The organism is Nostoc sp. 'Peltigera membranacea cyanobiont' 232, assembly GCF_002245985.1.
Classification (GTDB): domain Bacteria; phylum Cyanobacteriota; class Cyanobacteriia; order Cyanobacteriales; family Nostocaceae; genus Nostoc.
Window position 1 is genome coordinate 1 of the sequence record NZ_NOLK01000050.1, and the last position, 17,011, is coordinate 17,011.

Below are 17,011 nucleotides of genomic sequence, written 5' to 3' on the forward strand. Positions count from 1 at the left end.
CTTAATCCCCTCCCCGCAAGCGGGGAGGGGAGACAAAGCGTAGCTTTGGCGGGGTGGGGTTCTTCGGGTTTAATAAGTAATCAAGCGTATATAATGTCATTCGTAATTAATCAATATTCAATATCAGTGTGAGTAATCAAAAGTGGGAATACAAAACTTTTCACAACTACTAATTTTTGGCACTTTTATCGGATTAGTTGGTTGGACTATTACCAATCAGATTGGACGAACTCAACTCAAAGTTAAAAGTCATGAAGATTGGTTGCTAGATGGTATAGGATTAACGATTCAAGGAATTTTGATTCCCTTACTACAAGCTACTTTAGTTTATTGGCTTTATCAACATTTATTACCCACTCAACAAGGATATTTAAAAGTATCATTAATTCCAGCTTTTCTTATCCGTTTTGTTGTAGTTGATTATTTATATTATTGGAATCATCGTTTATTACATACTAAATTGTTGTGGAAAGTTCATCAAGTCCATCATACTGTTACTCAGATGGATGTATTAGGAACTTCTCGTAACACACTTTGGACGAGTTTATTAATTGTTTATTTATGGATACACACTTTGCTTTTATATTTGTTAGCTGATCCAACAGGTTATTTACTTGGAGTAAGTCTAACTTCTGCCTTAGATTTATGGCGACATAGCAGTTTGATGATTCCTGTAAATACCAGGCAATATCAATTTTTATCTACTTGGTTAATCTTACCACAGGATCATGCTTGGCATCATTGCCGCGAAGTCCACAATTCTAACTATGGGGCTAATCTGAAAGTTTGGGATAAGTTACATGGAACATATTATGAAAGCAAAAACTTACCATCTATAATTGGAATTCCTAGCTCATTAAACTTTTTCCAAAAACTTTTATTTCCCTTTTCATGACAGTTATCAGTAAAATCCTTTCGTTTTTTCCCACCTTTATATTATTGCTAACTGGTGCAGCAATAATCTACCTTGTCTATTCACCCAACATCTTCAGCATTCTGGCGGTGTTGCTTTCTATTTATGGGCTACCAGTACTAGTTTACCGCTTGCATGAATGGGTTTATCCTGTGCGCGAGGGTATTAGTTATCTACTAGGTAAAGAATATAGTCCTTGGTGGGGTAGTCATCAAATCCAGGTAATTTATATTGCAATTCCAGTGTTGGAAGCATTGCTGCGACTGATTCCGGGGGTATTTTCCTGTTGGTTGCGATTGTGGGGTGCTAAAGTGGGGCGAGACGTATACTGGACAACAAGATTGGAGATTGCCGATCGCAGTTTATTAGAAATTGGCGATCGCGTCGTTGTCGGGCATGGTGTCGGTATCTATTGCCATATCATTAAACCCCGCAAACAAAATTTAATGTTGTATGTCAAAAAAGTCAAGATTGGCTGCGATGTTTTTGTGGGAGCCGGATCTAATCTTGCTCCCGGTGTAGTCGTTGCTGATGGTTCTTATTTACCAGCAGCCACCAAGCTTTATCCTAATCAAAAGGTGCAATAATGCGTCCGATTATTCAGCTTTTTGGGCAAATTCTCGCACCAACTGCGAGGCGATTTCATCAAGCTTTGGATAACCCAGAGTTAACGCAGACATCTGTACAGAAGGAGATTTGCGATCGCCTAATTAAAAGCGAGTATGGTAAAACTTTGGGAATTCATTCTGTAGACGATTGGCAGCGTGTACCAATTGTAGATTATGATGCACTCGAACCCTGGTTAAACGCCAAACAGCAGCAAATTGCCCTCACACCAGAACCCATTTTGTTCTATGAAAAAACCTCTGGTAGTAGCGGGGCTGTAAAATGGATTCCTTATACTCAATCTTTGCGGCGATCGTTTAATCAGATGTTTTGTGTATGGGCGCATGATTTGATTGTACATGGCCCAAAATTTTCCACAGGCAAGATTTATGCTTGTATCTCGCCGCAATTAGATGTAGCTGATAGTCAAACTTTACAGAACGATCTAGATTATTTAGATGGCTGGTTGCGTTGGTTTTTACGTCCTTGGTTGGTAATGCCAAATAAACTTAATCGGCTGCATGACGCGAACTTGTTTAAACATCAACTGGCTTTGGCATTATTAGAGGCTGAAAAACTAGAAATTATTTCTATTTGGAGTCCTAGTTTTCTGCAAGTACATTTAAACTATATTCAAGAAAATCAGGATTTGTTGCAAACAGAATTACACAACCGAATTTCACATCATCGCCTGCAACTCCTTAGCGAAAAAAATATTTCCTGGCTGCAACTCTGGCCAAATTTGAAGCTGATTTCTTGCTGGGATAGTGCCAATGCAGCAGATCAAGCTCAGGGATTACGTTTGCAATTTCCAGGTGTATTAATTCAAGGTAAAGGACTATTAGCCACGGAAGCCCCAATAACGATTCCCTTGATTGTCGCTGGGGGATGTGTGCCAGTTCTTGATGAAGTTTTTTTCGAGTTCGAGGATGATACTGGTTCCTTGTATAGTTTACATGAACTCAACACTGGCAAGGAATACACAGTTATTTTATCGCAGAAAGGGGGATTGTATCGTTATCGAATTGGCGATCGCATCCGGGTAACTCATTACTATCGCCACACTCCCTGTTTAGAGTTTCTCGGACGACATCAAGCTGTTAGCGATTTGGTGGGCGAAAAGTTGCAAGAAACTTTTGTAAATAATGCTTTGACTATGTTGAACTTGCAAGAAACTAATTTTAAAAGTTTGATGCCAATTGCCGAGCCTCCACACTATATTCTATTATTAGATTCTGCAAAAGAAACCCCAGAAATTATTGCGGAACAACTGGATCGGGTTTTATCAGAATCATATCATTACCAAAGAGCGCGAGCTATTGGTCAACTCGCACCACCAGAGGTTTTAATCTCTAATGAAATTCCTGAAATATTAGTTTCCCATCGAATCCACACTGGGAGTATTTGGGGAGGTATTAAACATCCAATTCTGGCAACATCACCCATTAGCAATGAACTTTTGCAAAAATTGAACTTAGAAATTGCCCAGAAATAGCTAATTCACAACGAAGCATTAGCAAAAATAAATTTAAACTCTTGACATTAAGTAGAGATAAATTAAAATTTTTGTTCTTTGAGATGAAGACATAAAGAGGGGGTGACGCGGAGAAATTATCAAATACTCTCTCCGCGTCCTTGCGTGCCTTTTAAGCAGTAGGTTTTGACAATTGGGCTAATTTATCTGTGTAAATTTCTACTGTGACTGGTGAATTTTGATGAGAAACGAGCGATCGCTTCACCTCACCCAAGTAAACTGGTACAGAAATCCCTGGTTCTGGGTGGATAATGGTACGGGCGCGAACTGTCAAGTTGTCGTCTTCACGTGTACCTGAACGACCATAAGAAAATAAATTACTAGCTGCTTGACGTAAAGTTGCTTCTAATTGTGTGGGTGTAATTTGGGATGATGTGGTGATAACTGCTTGTGTGGAGCCATTGTCATAAACTAGAGTGTACTTGCCTGCTCCTGGAATCACAGCCCGACTTAAGGGGACTATCGATAGTGCAAATAAACCACCCGTCAGCACGAGCATAAAGCCAGTTGTACCCACCAGCCGAAAGCGGATGCCCCATTTGAGAATAAAAGCTAAAGCTGTTAAGGCAGCGAATGCCAAGGTAGCTATACCTGACCATTGGGTGTACTGAAGAAAATTAGCTGTTGTGAGCATAAGGTAGGTTATGGATGCGTCTTTTTTCGTTACCGACACACCTATTTTACCGAGAGCTTACACCATAAGGTATTTGATTTGTGAGAATTGTAACCCGCAGATACCCCATTTATTTGAGAAGTCGGGTATCTTGTCGATCGCGAATAATTCAGGATTGCTATATCAATTACAAATTATATAGTGCTAGTATTGCCGACAAGTAAAAGATTTATTTCCCTTATCTGAAGTTGAAACATATATCCTATATTCTGCCGGACAAATTTCAACTGAATTAACTGTTCTAATTTGGATGTCATCTGCAATCTGACAACTTTGGAACTGTCCTTTTTCATCGAAAGATATGTAATTTTTTCCTCGACAGGGAATATTGGATGTCTCTGAAAGAGAACTGAAAACTTGCACATTAGTATTCCGATCGAGTATACAAGTTAACAGCGAACCATTGGGATAATAAATCATATTACCTGCTTCACACTCAATTGCTGCTTTAGCAGGTAGAGGAAAGGCAAAGTTAATTGTCAATAACCCTAATGAAGAAGTGAAAAATGTAAAGCTTTGCAAGGATAATTTCATGAAGAAATTCTGGTTTTTTTACTAAGCTAAATATTTTTTTATTGTGTTTGACTAAATAAAAATAATAGATATACAAAAGGGCATCTACAAGAGATGCCCGTCATGTAGGAAAACCCCAAAGGGTCGTCCCTACACCTTCCCAACAATCAGCAACAGTGACTAATTAGGTATTAGTCACACTCACAGTCACAGACGTGAATATAGTAATCTTATTAACTTAAAACTCTAAATGCCCCCCGTGCATACACTGAAAAAGTTATAGCGGTTCTAAGTCGCGGTGGCTGCGCTGCGATCGCCTGATACTTTAACACTTAAGTGATTGTGCATTTTCAGCAATACATACATGAATACACGCAAAAATGATAATTGATATATATTTCTAGAGTTTTGCTAATGGCAAGCAAGCTTTTATTTTTTCTTCAGAAGAAAGATATACTAACAGTGACTGGACTATTTTTTTTATTGGCTCATCAACATAAGGTAAAATAGATAAACTCTGATTATAGAAAGCATTGGCTTTGGAACAATTGTCTTTTCCCATATTAGCTATTGCTAGATAAAATAGAACAAGATACTCGTTGTTGTAATCCTGGCTTTTCTGGGCTAAAGGTAAGACTTGTTGACTATAATCACTTGAAATATCATAAGAACCTTTAACTAAGTAAGCAAAAGATAGCCATGTCAAAGCTTGGGTTTCGACTCCGATAATTTTATTTTCTCGTCCAATTATCAAAAGCTGTTGGGAGTAATCAATCGCTTTGCTAATTTCATTTTTAATGAAACTATATACAACAAGATGTTTTAAAGAAATAATTTGATTTAAAACATCTTTGTTTTTTTGAGCATTTGCCAAATATGTTTGAAAATAAGTAATAAATACTAAGTAATGTGGTGAATTATTTAGTTCATTTGGTGTTATGAGAAAGCCTACATTTTTAAGAAATAAATCTTCTGCGGAACGTTGTTGACTATTTCGCGTTTCGTCTAACTCAGCTTCATTAACTAAAGGCCAAATTATTCTGACAGCTTGACCCAAAATATTTTTCCGGGGAACAACACCCCAGCAACGGCTATCATAGCTAGAATTGCGGTTATCCCCTAATACTAAGTATGAGTTAGGTGGTATAATCTGAGGTTTTGCTAAGTAAGGTGGCTGTGGCCCTGATATACAAACATCAATTACTGTAGACTCTTGAGAGCTAAGGTAATTGTCTTCCTGAAGAGGTTTGTTGTTCATATATACTTTGCCGTTTCTAAGTTCTACCTTTTCTCCGGGTAGACCAATTATCCGCTTAATAAATGCGTCTTTATACTCTTCCTTTCGTAACTCCTCAGTAGGCTCAAATAGAATAATGTCTCCACGTTTGGGTAATTGGGAGCGATAAACCAGTTTATCAACTAATATCGAATCTGCTGTCCAGGTATTTGAAGTACCATGCAAAGTTGGTTCCATCGCCCCTGATGGTATCCACCTAACTTCAAAGGCTTCTTTCAAAACCAGAATATTGCTAGTGTTTGGATATTGCCTTTTTTCTGGTATCAAACTAGACGGTTTAATTTTCGGCAATTCTAGGTTTTGCGCTCTGACTAGTGAAATCCCTAATAATGCTGTATTGGCTAGAGTTAAGAGAATGAAAACACTACCACATTTAACTAGCAAAAGAAATGTGTAAAGCTTAGAAATGCGATGAAAACTTGAGATGAAATAAGAATGAACTAGCTTTTTATGATGTTTAGGATTTAAATAGTTGCTATTTGTCATTTCCTAACTAATTTTGATGAGATGCAAGCTTGTCATATTGGTTATAACGATGTATTACTCCACAAATGGCAGCAAATATTACCCATGAAAGTGCATTAAAACGAAAATCAAAGAGGGTTACATCTACTGTATTCAATAGAATCCAACCAACAAAAGTCAGAAGATAACTGAAAAATATCAATCTATCTTCTGTATTTATATGTTTTGACTTTCGTAGTAATTGGACACCTGTAATCAAAATCCAAGCGAGTAAGCCACAAAATAACAAAGTGCTGGGAAAGCCAGTTTCAGCAGATAACATCAAAAAAAAGTTATGGGGATGGCCCAAGGGAATTTGCATTTGGGCTTTGTAGAGTCTACTAAAACTACGTAACCCCCAGCCAGTCAAAGGATGTTCTTGAGCTAAAGACCAGGCAAATCCCCACTGAGTTTTTCGCATTAAAGCGACTGGCCGATCTGGATACATGTCGTCATTTAACCTTGCCCAAAAGAAAGCAGGAACGTACTGACGAAAAAATTGAGCGACTGGTGAGGGAGCAAAAGCTGCCAAAAGCACACTAGAAACGATCGCAGCGACACTACCCACAAAAATACGCCAGCCTTGGTAAAGTGCATAAGCTAAACAGGCAAAAATAGCGATCGCCCAGCCATTACGCGAGTTGGTAAAAATCAAGGCGATGAAATTCATAATCACCGCTACGCTTAGGAAGAGGAAGGGAAGAAATGATTTTTGACTCTTAACTCTTAATTGCTGATAGTTTTCTAGCCACAACCCTACACCAAGGATAAAAACTATCGCTAGATAAGCAGCGAAGGTATTAGCGTGCAAAAAGAGTGAAGCGATGCGACCTGGCGGATTTCCTCCTGGTCTGATTGTCCAACTCAATACAACCCACACAAACTGGAACTTAAAACTCCAGCCTAAAAATAACTGTCCCAAACCAAGAATTACCACTGGTATGGAACCGATTACTAAAACCCAAGCCATTTGCCGCAATTGGGCAAATGTTTGAATTAGAGCGCTATGGGCAACGAAAAGTAAAAAGAATGGTAATAAATTAAATAAGCCGAGGAATGCTGCTGTCTTGTCATCAGCAAACCCAGCACTGACGATTAGTAACACACTCAAAAGGGCAAATCCCCAGTTGATGGGGCGGCGATTAATTTTGCGGGATTGTTTCAGCCAAGTTATTAATGAGACAAAACCGATAGTCACAGCCCCCACCAATGGACTCAATGGGAAGATTAACAGTGCCCACAGAGAGTAGTTCCAAGAAGATTGCCAACGAGACTTGAAATAGTCAAAAACCTTGTTCAAGCTGGCTCCCAACATTCCTCACGAGTGAGGCGAATTTGAGCTAAGGCGAAGATGGTAGGGATGATTCGACCATAGTTAGTGGCGATCGCTCTCCACCCTAAATCTGCAAAAAACCAAGTCCACATCATCGGCCCAATCACGGCAAACATCGTGCGGGCTGCCCCATAACGAGCTGCACTCACCGTCATACCCCGTTGCGCCATTTGCATCGCTACATAGCTTTGGAATTGCGTTGTAGCTGCTTCTGAGCCAGTAATTACCGCTTGTTTAGCTACTTCATAAGTAGCAAAGTGGATGGCAAATTGACGAGCAATTTGCTTAAGTACAAGTGGCTGGAGAAGTGAAGTAACCGCGATCGCACTACCGCCTTTGAAAAGTAACCCCAAGGGGTCAGGCTGCAATAAAAGTGGTAGAGGTTCTTTTAGTTCTGATTGGATAAGCTGACGCTGCACTCGGAGAGTCAATTTTTGTTTTTCCTGTTCAGGTAATTTTTTCCACACCTGTCCTAACAGATGCAAAAATACTTCTGCTTCTAAATCAATAGTTGCCAGTTGATTAGAATAAGGAATTTTTAGATACTTACATACTTGAACTAAGGCTTGTCGATAAGTTACCTGGCCTGTACGTCCCCGTAATACAGTCATCCCATCTGCCGCCAAAAAACGAAAGCGACCTTCTAGTGAATCTAACCAAGCTTTGCGGTCTTGGCTTTGCACTTCGATGGGTTCGGGTGTGTGTACATAGTCTAGGGGATTGAACTTACGACTAAATAGAATTGCCGTTAAATCTTGCAATTCTTCTTCGGTCGCTAACTCTAGCGCCGCCCTCATCTCATCCAATTTCCCTTCCTCCCTTCCGTGCAACTTTCTGTACCTTATTCTACTATTAGCTTTCAGCAGTCATTAGTAGTAATTTTGTCCTTTGATAATAACCTAATGACCAATAACCAATGACTAAGGACTATGGACTCATGACTGATATTGTAGTGATTGGTGCCGGAATGGCCGGTTTAGTCTGCGCCCAGCAATTAAGTCAAGCTGGGTATTCGGTGCTAGTGCTAGACAAGTCCCGTGGTTTGGGAGGAAGACTCGCTACACGCCGCTTGCATGGAACTTGGGCCGATCATGGGGCTTGTTATCTGAAGCCAAAGGGTGAATTATTTAGACATTTTGTGGAGATATTGCGATGTCTGACGACAAGCCGCTCTGCGTCTACGCGCCATATCCTGGAAGTTTGGACAGAGGAGGTTTATGAACTCACCGCAGGGGCTCCTTTATCTGAACCAAAAAACCGCAGTCCGCGATATGTTGCACCTGCGGGAATGAGTGCGATCGCTAAATCCCTCGCCCCAGGTTTAGAAATATTACTGAATCAGCGTGTCATCGCTATTACCCCAACTCCCGAAAATAGTTGGCGTTTGACTCTCGAATCTGGCAACGAAGAATTAACTGCAAAAGCTATAATCGTTGCCATTCCTGCACCCCAAGCAATGATGCTGTTAGAACCTTTGGGTGAAAGTGGATTAGATAAAGCCTTTCTTGATAACTTGCGTTCTGTAGAATTTTATCCCTCAATTAGTGCGATCGCTGGATATCCTCCCACATCCCACCCACTCCCTCAGTGGAAGGCGCTAACTTTTGTCGATGATACTGATTTAGCGTGGATTGGTTTGGACAGCAGCAAGCGTTCTAACCCTCAACAACCACATTTTGTAGTGCAAAGTAGCGCTGATTTCGCCCAACGTCATCTAGAAATCCAGGATTTACAACCCGTTGCAGAGCTTATGTTGCAACGAGCAGCTGAATCTCTGTCCCTTCCTTGGCTGAATACTCCTGAATGGATGCAAGTACATCGTTGGCGCTATGCCTTTCCTAGCCGTCCTTGGCACGAAGCTTTTTTGTCTGCCGGAACTCCCTTACCTTTAGTTTGCTGTGGTGATTGGTGTGGCGGCAATCTTGCGGAAGGTGCGATGCTTTCTGGATTAGCTGCTGCTAATGAAATTAATCATCAGTTGCATCATCTTCCTTTAGACAATGTGAACTTTCTCAACATTTTTACCCGATCGTTTCATCAGTCGCTAGACTGATTTTGCACTTTAGCAATTCCTTATTTGTCTGACTTCCTAAATCAACGGGTAACAAATAAGTTTTTTAGATGAAACAGCAAATTTTGCAGCAAACTTAAAATGTGATGAGAATTACCAACAAAGCTTAACTTCATTAAAAACTTGTTCCTAATTCAAGATTTTTATTGCTGTTAATCTTGATCCCCCAGCTTTTATGCTGCGTTTTATGTAGATTTCTGCCTTCTTGACATAAATTTGGAATAATTAGGATTATAAATATATAGTATCGCTAACCTACCAGTATATTGGATGCTGTTTTAATAAATAATACTGCGAATCAGTATAAACTTTAACTAAAATCAGCAAAACCAAATGTCTGATATTCAATCAAGATAAAAGGCTAGTTCCACTGGATTTTGCATTTATCAGTTGAACTACTTTTAACTCATTGTTATGACGACGTTGCCATCTAAAAAAATTGTTTTTTCCACGCATCATTGACTAGATTAAAAAAGGAGTTTAAAAATTATGAAGACGGTAGTTAATTTAACACAGCAATCAGTAGTAGGAGAGATTGAAAGCGTTTTGGATACATATCCATACCATCCATATCAAAAAGCTTTTGCAATTCCTGACTTACGCCAAGAGCTAATTGCTTTTGTCCTCACCCGCATTCCCTCTTTTTACAGCGCTATGTCTGATGGACATATTTCCCTGGCGGAGGCTGAACAAGAAAGCCTGGCTTATTACAAATTGCCTCGCAAACCCTTAGAGCAGCAACTGCACCTACAGAATTTGATTCATCAAGGCATTTGTTTAATCGTTCAAGAAAAGTCAGATTGGATTAACCATAATGTTTGTGAAACAGTTCAGCCAGCTTGTGAAGCCTCTCACTGGTTTGGTTAATAGTTCGCAGTGAATTTTTATTATTGAGCTAATCCCACGACTAAACGCTGTGGAATTAGCTCAATATTTTTGTAAGTATCCTGCTCTTGAGGTGTAAACTTTGACAATTACTAGGTTCAAAGGACATTCCCAGGACATGAGAAACATAACTGCTCTAATATTGGTAAGCATTACCGTCACTGTCGGGATCGGAGCATTAACACCCAAAGCCACTAATGCCCAATTATTTTATCCACCAGCAAGCGATCGCCACTCATTAATGGTAATCGGTCAAGGGGTAGTGAGAGTGCCAGCAGATACAGCCGATATTGAATTGGTATTCAGTAGGGAAGATAGTAATGATGATTTAGAAACGAAACCCTCATCTCTACCGCAAACCCGCAACATATCCTCACCCTCCAGGTATGCCTCCGGCACGCCAAGGGCGAACGGCAGTCCCTCTTTGTTGGAACAACAAGACCGGGCTGCTTCACCGACTCTACTTTTAAATTACAAAACAGCAGCAGAATCTTTACCAAGCAAAAAATCCCTAACTAAAGCAACTCTCCAGCCTGTAGTTAATAGCCTAGTTGCCAAAGGGATTAGTGCTGATAAAATTAAAGTGCAAATTAGCCCTGATTCCAGCGAAAACAGCGCCAAAATATTGGTGAGGCTGGAAAAACCCACACGCGATCGCGTCCAGGAAATTGTTGCTACAGCGAACAAGTCTACGAGCCAACTGGAAAATCTTTCCGTTAAGAGTGTGGGCGTAGAATACGCAGTAAATGACTGTCAAGCATTGCAGAGTTCAGTTTATCAATCAGCGATGAAAGACGCTCAAAGCCGCGCTCAAGCTTTAGCAACTGCTATGGGCGTTAAACTTGATATTCCTTCTGTAGCTGAACCATTTTACACATTATTTTATTCTTCATGTAGTTCTAAAACTGGAGTTCCTTTACCTTCATTTGCTAGTCTTTTATTATCACCGACTTATAATCCAGATGCCCCAGCAGAAGTAGAAATGAGAAAGGATATTTTTGTGACATATACAACTAAATAAGCATTTATATTAAGTGTGTCGCACTTTGATTTAGTCAAGATTTAGAAGTGCGATCGCTTAACTTCCGCACAGCTATCGTGTGCGTGTTCATAATTCTTTTATTCATGAGCGATCCTCCTCTGTAATTAAAAAACTCCAGAACTGTTTGTGACAACTCTGGAGTCAGGAAAGATACGCATTTACCTATACCCAAATTTTCACCTTCAGAGCATCTTACGTCATCAGGGTATACACTCAAATACAGTTAAGGATGTTTGAGGATTAACTGCTTTATTTACACAACTTTTCTATTTGAATAGTACTTACGCACGACTTACTGAATAAGAAAGAGCAGAGGCGCAGAGAAGACAGAGAAATGAAAGTTTGAAAGATATAGGAATCCGGTTTTATTTCTGAAAAGATACGTAGGGTGTTATTGCGGAGAGTACGGCAGGTGCGTTACGAACTTCGTTCTAACACACCCTACATACCTAATTTTATTCAAAAATCAAATAGGATAGGAGTCCTATATTTTGTTTAAGTACTATGGAAGTAGCGCAAAACAGCCCCAGTAAATCTGAGGCTGCTTTGCGAGAGTTGTTTGGTAGGAGGGTGTACATCAACAAGTGATGCCCTATGTTAAATATAGATAATTCAGTATGCATCCCTATTCAGCCATATTTTGGCAGATCGGGATGATTTGGAAAATTACGTAGGCGCAGCCCGTCGTAGACATCGTTCTTTCCAAAAAGAAACTCCAGATGCACTTAAGGCATTCTGGAGTAGTAACAGGTTTCTAACATCAATCAATTTTTACCCATGCGATCGCCAGATGTCGTTGGGGTATATACTCAAATGTATTTATGTGTACTCATCCGCAAATCGAACAGCAAATTACCTTCTTTTATACCCACAATCTTAATGCATCTACTAAATTCTACGAACAAATGCTGGGTTTGAAGTTATGGCTTGACCAAGGAACTTGTCGAATTTATACTGTTAGTGGCTCTGGATACTTGGGATTTTGCCAAGCAAGCGAAACATCCACTCCTCCAGCCGACAAGCAACCAAGTGTCATTTTTACCTTAGTAACCCAGCAGGTAGATGAGTGGTTTGAATATCTCAAACAACGTGGTGTCAAATTTGAAAAGCCACCGACATTAAATGAAAAGTACAATATTTACCACTGTTTTTTTCGCGATCCCAGTGGTTATTTGATTGAAATTCAACGTTTTGAGCCTAACCACAAAAAAAGACATAACCAAATTAGTTATGTCTAAACAGCAGATCGTGTTCCTTAGCAAGATTACTTTTTAAAGTATCCTATTTGCCAATTGTGCTATTTATATAGTTATTATTTTTAAAGTATCGATATTTCATCTATCGATTCACTAAATATTCTCTTAGGGTGACTGCATGACAGCCGAAAAAACCACATGGCTACGTACAACATCGCAATTTAAAGGTTCGGTCATGAAAGCAATCTATAAACATATTTTATGGTGCGGAGCTTTTGGATTTGTGATTTCTGTCCTTTACCATTTTGAACAGCCTGTATCCCAACCGATTTTAGGAAGTGTTATTCCTAGTATTGTTTTAGGCTTATTACTTGTATTTCGGACAAATACTGCTTATGAGAGATTTTGGGAAGGGAGAAAATGCTGGGGATCTTTAGTAAATAATACCCGAAATCTGGCCAGGCAAATTTGGGTATCTATTGACGAAATTTCACCAGAAGATAAAGACAATAAAATTACAGCATTAAATTTATTGGTAGCTTTTGCCGTGACAACTAAATTGCATTTGCGGGAAGAAGCAGTCAATAGCGAGTTAGAAGATTTAATGCCATCTAGTAAGTATATAAAACTGAAGATTATGAATAATCCTCCGATAGAGGTTGCCTTTTGGATTGGAGATTATTTACAGGAGCAGTATCATCGCAATTGTCTTAATAGTTACCAGTTAACATCAATGCAAGAATTATTAAACAATCTTGTAGATAATTTAGGTGCTTGTGAACGGATTTTAAAAACACCTATGCCCTTAGCTTATGCCATTCATCTGAAGCAATTATTATTACTATATTGTTTTCTGCTACCATTTCAAATAGTGGGGACTTTGGGTTGGTGGACAGGTTTAATTTCGGCGTTAGTTGGTTTTACAGTATTTGGTATTGAAGCAATCGGCTTGGAGATAGAAAACCCTTTTGGTTATGACCCTAACGACTTACCTCTAGATGCGATTTGCGCCACAATGAAACGCAATATAGACGATTTAACGACTCTGACTCCAAATGCGCGATCGCAGTCAGGTAATTTAACTTATGAAAAAAGTTGAGAGTGTTTCTAAAACAATTAGAGCGTTTTCTGACGAATTCTAACATTGATGAAATTCATCTGTTCAGCTTTTCGATTTTCTGCTGGAAATAATTTCGCCAATCTATGGGTAAAACCCCAACTTGTATGACACGGTGTAACAGTTCTAGGTCTTCTGTTTCGCGTGCATACAATCGGGTTATATCATCATAAGACATGAGTTTTCAACTCAAGAGCTAGATATATCGCAAAGTTTACAAAACTCAGCACTCTTCATTTTCCACTTTTAAGCTAGAGATTTTGGGCAAAGAGTTTATAATCTTGTACGACTAGACGTAGCGCATCGAATAGACTCATTTCTTCCCGCCCTCCAGCTTGTTTCGCAGTAGTATATAAACGCGAAACTATCTCTTCATTGGTGGATGTGCAATGATGTCTGTACGTCAAACTTTATCAAAACCTGATATCCAACTTTCTTACTTAGAGTGGAATCAAGGTCAAGAACCCTTACTGCTGTTACACGGTTTAGGCGACCATGCTCTAGTGTGGTCTAGTTTAGGAGATTACTTGGCGACAGACTACCACATAGTCGCACCAGATATGCGCGGACATGGCGAAAGTACTAAGCCTGAGAGAGATTATACTTTTGAAAGTGCGATCGCAGACCTCGAAGCACTCATGGATCGTTTGGGATGGACATCTGCCCATATTGTAAGTCATTCGTGGACAGGTAAATTAGCCGCTATCTGGGCAAGACAAAACCCAAAGCGTTTGCGGAGTATAATTCTCATCGATCCAATTTTCATCTGGAAAATGCCCAGCCTTTTCAGACTAACTTTTCCCATGTTGTATCGCTTCTTACCCTTTCTCAAAAGCATGGGCCCCTTTGCCAGTCATGAAGAAGCCGAACAACAAGCACGCAAGCTAAAGCAATATCAAGGATGGAGTTCTTTGCAACAGCAAGTTTTCCAAGCAGGAATAGAACAAAAACCCGATGGTAGTTGGGGCAGCAAATTTACCATCGCCGCCCGCGACGGGATTTTTGAAGCAGTTATGCAAGTCCCTGGTTTTACAATCCCCCTTGATACACATGCTCTCTTTATCCAGCCAGAACAAGGACTTAACCGCCAAGATTGGCAAATCCAACCCTACAAAACCTATCTTAAAAAACTACGCATCTGCCAAGTTCCTGGCAATCACTGGCCGTTTTTGACACAACCAGAGGCATTTAACCAAACTGTAGCAGCTTTCTTGGCAGAACATAGATAGAAAATCTCATTATTATTAGACGGGATTATCATCCGGCAACAGAAGAATTAATAGGAGCGATGTCTAGCAATAAGCGGCTACGCGTCTGTGCTCCCCTTAAATCAGTTATTAGTTATCAGTGTTTCCGGGTTACTGATAACTAATAACTGATAACTGTTAAAGTACGGATAAGCAAGTCATGAGCCTTTGTATCAATCCCCTTTGCCCTACACCAAATCACCCGAATAATGAACAAAACCGCTTTTGTCAAAGTTGTGGTTCCCATTTGGAATTGCTAGGGCGTTATCGGGTGACGTGCCTATTGAATGACAAAACAGGGTTTAGTAAAGTTTATAAAGCATACGAACAAAATACCCCTAAAATCCTCAAAATACTCAAAGAGGATCTATCAGGTAACGCCAAAGCAGTAGAACTATTTCAGCAAGAAGTAACTGTGCTGGAACAACTCAAGCATCCCGGTATTCCCAAACAAGATAGTTACTTCCAGTATCAAACCCGAAATGGTTTAGTATTGCATTGCATTGCAATGGAAAAAATCGACGGGTACAACTTAGAACAGTGGCGACAGCAGCAGAATCGCCCTGTTTCTGAAGAACAAGCTATAGCTTGGTTAAAACAATTACTAGAAATTTTGAATTTAGTGCATAGTAAACACTACCTACATCGAGATATTAAACCATCTAATATCATGATTCGATCCCCCATTGAGAAAGGTTGGGGGAATTTGGTACTGATTGATTTTGGCACTGCCACTGAAATCGGCAGAACCGACTCTATCCAACTCAGCAACAGCGACGGGATGACAGCACTTATGTCATCTGGCTACAGCGCTCCAGAACAAATGAATGCTCAAGCAGTACCGCAATCAGATTTCTTTGCCTTGGGACGCACCTTTATATTTTTGTTAACAGGACAGCATCCCTTAGATATGTATGATGTCCAGCAAAATGTATTGCATTGGCAAAATCATGCCATCGATATCTCACCTTTACTATTAAATTTAATTGATTGGCTAATAGCAACAGATATAGAAAGTCGTCCTGCTAATACCCAAGAAATTTTACAGCGCCTAGAACAAATTGAAGAAAGCAAAAAGTTCTGCTCAGAAGAGGATTTAACCCCACCTAAACGGGAGCCACTTGTAGAAGTAGAGGATTCAGAGCCAAGCTCTCTACCATTGGAGCAGGAGCCAGAAAATAGTATTCCTCCCGCCCCTGTTGTCGAATCCCAGCCAACAGAAACTACTCCTGAAAATATTAATTTAGCAATCAATTTGAACACAGAGCAGTTGTCTGCGCCAATTCCTCAAACTTTGCCATCCCCACAAAAAGAGCCAGAAGAAGTACCACTACTGAAATTTTTTGCAGGGCTGCTAGTGATATTAGGATTACTTAGTATAGTGGCTTTAGCAATGCGAAACTCACAATTTATTGTGAGGTCAAATTATGGTCAATCTCCCGAAAAAAGAGGAAATATTGATTATTTTTCTTATCAAGAAGGTAGAGATAGGCAGGGGAAGGTAGCCGAATTTAATATCGCTGTTTTATCACTAGAGTATAAATGGCTTTTAGGTAGCAATTTTCAGATAAAATATAATGATGAAATTATTAGTCTAGACCTTTTAAAGTTAAACTTAGAACAAGAAGATATACAGAATATAATGGGAGATCCCAGCGAGATTATATCTGTAGGTACAGTTTCTTGTAAAGGTAATATAGCAGTTCAACAGCGAATGGCTCTAGAACGTTCTAAACAAGTTCAATTTTTAGTAAAAAAAATATTTATTAATACCCCAAGTGTTAAACGTTATCGAATATTAAATTTGGGACAATTTCAACGGAGTGATTGTCAGGCAAACCAGGATTTAACTAAATATCAGAGAAGTATTATAATTATTGGTGTAAAAAAGCAATCGGAAGGTGTAATTCTTGATGAAGCACTACGGGATAGGTTAGAGAAGAAGCCTTTTGCTGATTTTAAGTTAGAAGATTATTCTTTGGGGACAGCAGAAAAGTTTAAGACGATACCAAGTAATTTATCAAATTTCTAGCAAAGTACAACAGTGTATAGACTTAGCCCATCGTATATATCACCACTT

The 17,011-nt window shown here is 39.5% G+C and carries 15 protein-coding genes and 1 pseudogene; 10 read left to right on the plus strand and 6 right to left on the minus strand.

The genetic code is table 11. The annotated features are described in order from the left end of the window. The first annotated feature begins 142 nt into the window (after positions 1–142). From CDG79_RS18025 to CDG79_RS18035, 3 genes are read left to right on the plus strand one after another with little or no spacing between them, the layout of a single operon-like run. Entirely contained in the window at positions 143–895 is a 753-nt protein-coding gene (locus tag CDG79_RS18025; RefSeq protein ID WP_094343353.1) for a sterol desaturase family protein, read from the plus strand. Continuing rightward, positions 892–1,500: an acyltransferase gene (locus CDG79_RS18030; protein ID WP_094343354.1), complete on the plus strand. Its 609-nt coding sequence runs from the start codon at positions 892–894 to the stop codon at positions 1,498–1,500. The genes CDG79_RS18025 and CDG79_RS18030 overlap by 4 nt, the downstream gene beginning before the upstream one ends. Next, positions 1,500–3,014 (plus strand): GH3 family domain-containing protein, encoded by a 1,515-nt coding sequence (locus CDG79_RS18035; RefSeq protein ID WP_094343355.1) that lies wholly within the window; start codon positions 1,500–1,502, stop codon positions 3,012–3,014. The genes CDG79_RS18030 and CDG79_RS18035 overlap by 1 nt, the downstream gene beginning before the upstream one ends. Before the next feature lie 151 nt (positions 3,015–3,165). On the opposite strand, the gene CDG79_RS18040 is transcribed toward CDG79_RS18035, so the two are convergent. The 5 genes and pseudogenes from CDG79_RS18040 to CDG79_RS18060 all read right to left on the minus strand — a co-directional run bounded on the left by CDG79_RS18040 (position 3,166) and on the right by CDG79_RS18060 (position 8,179). Next, positions 3,166–3,687 carry a Ycf51 family protein gene (locus tag CDG79_RS18040; RefSeq protein WP_094328380.1) on the minus strand — a complete coding sequence of 174 codons (522 nt, stop codon included), beginning with the start codon at positions 3,685–3,687 and terminating at the stop codon, positions 3,166–3,168. Positions 3,688–3,870: 183 nt separating this feature from the next. Continuing rightward, positions 3,871–4,260, minus strand: coding sequence for a hypothetical protein (locus CDG79_RS18045; protein ID WP_094343356.1), 390 nt, complete (start codon positions 4,258–4,260; stop codon positions 3,871–3,873). 976 nt (positions 4,261–5,236) lie between these two features. Then, positions 5,237–5,740 (minus strand): annotated as a pseudogene (gene lepB, locus CDG79_RS43795) (signal peptidase I); the annotation flags it as partial. A 289-nt stretch (positions 5,741–6,029) separates the two neighbouring features. Continuing rightward, a complete protein-coding gene (locus tag CDG79_RS18055; RefSeq protein ID WP_094343358.1) occupies positions 6,030–7,355 on the minus strand; it encodes an O-antigen ligase family protein in 1,326 nt (441 codons plus the stop codon). Continuing rightward, on the minus strand, positions 7,337–8,179 hold the full coding sequence (locus tag CDG79_RS18060; protein WP_094343359.1) for a hypothetical protein: 843 nt from the start codon (positions 8,177–8,179) through the stop codon (positions 7,337–7,339). Before CDG79_RS18060 ends, CDG79_RS18055 begins: the two co-directional genes overlap by 19 nt. 131 nt (positions 8,180–8,310) lie before the next feature. Here CDG79_RS18060 and CDG79_RS18065 point away from each other — a divergent pair, with 131 nt between their 5' ends. The 5 genes from CDG79_RS18065 to CDG79_RS18085 all read left to right on the plus strand — a co-directional run bounded on the left by CDG79_RS18065 (position 8,311) and on the right by CDG79_RS18085 (position 13,666). Continuing rightward, the gene (locus CDG79_RS18065) at positions 8,311–9,426 is read left to right on the plus strand and encodes an NAD(P)/FAD-dependent oxidoreductase (RefSeq protein ID WP_094343392.1); all 1,116 of its coding nucleotides are present in this window, start codon (positions 8,311–8,313) and stop codon (positions 9,424–9,426) included. A 507-nt stretch (positions 9,427–9,933) separates the two neighbouring features. After that, positions 9,934–10,311: a hypothetical protein gene (locus CDG79_RS18070; protein WP_094343360.1), complete on the plus strand. Its 378-nt coding sequence runs from the start codon at positions 9,934–9,936 to the stop codon at positions 10,309–10,311. Between the two features lie 136 nt (positions 10,312–10,447). Beyond that, on the plus strand, positions 10,448–11,350 hold the full coding sequence (locus CDG79_RS18075) for an SIMPL domain-containing protein (protein ID WP_094343361.1): 903 nt from the start codon (positions 10,448–10,450) through the stop codon (positions 11,348–11,350). Between the two features lie 842 nt (positions 11,351–12,192). Then, on the plus strand, positions 12,193–12,609 hold the full coding sequence (locus CDG79_RS18080; RefSeq protein ID WP_094343362.1) for a VOC family protein: 417 nt from the start codon (positions 12,193–12,195) through the stop codon (positions 12,607–12,609). Between the two features lie 136 nt (positions 12,610–12,745). After that, positions 12,746–13,666, plus strand: coding sequence for a bestrophin family protein (locus CDG79_RS18085; protein ID WP_094343363.1), 921 nt, complete (start codon positions 12,746–12,748; stop codon positions 13,664–13,666). A gap of 55 nt (positions 13,667–13,721) precedes the next feature. On the opposite strand, the gene CDG79_RS18090 is transcribed toward CDG79_RS18085, so the two are convergent. After that, positions 13,722–13,862, minus strand: coding sequence for a 3-alpha domain-containing protein (locus CDG79_RS18090; protein ID WP_094343364.1), 141 nt, complete (start codon positions 13,860–13,862; stop codon positions 13,722–13,724). A gap of 214 nt (positions 13,863–14,076) precedes the next feature. Here CDG79_RS18090 and CDG79_RS18095 point away from each other — a divergent pair, with 214 nt between their 5' ends. Together CDG79_RS18095 and CDG79_RS18100 are read left to right on the plus strand one after the other, a co-directional pair. Beyond that, on the plus strand, positions 14,077–14,913 hold the full coding sequence (locus CDG79_RS18095) for an alpha/beta fold hydrolase (RefSeq protein WP_094343365.1): 837 nt from the start codon (positions 14,077–14,079) through the stop codon (positions 14,911–14,913). A gap of 178 nt (positions 14,914–15,091) precedes the next feature. Beyond that, a complete protein-coding gene (locus CDG79_RS18100; RefSeq protein ID WP_094343366.1) occupies positions 15,092–16,963 on the plus strand; it encodes a serine/threonine-protein kinase in 1,872 nt (623 codons plus the stop codon). Positions 16,964–17,011: the final 48 nt, after the last annotated feature.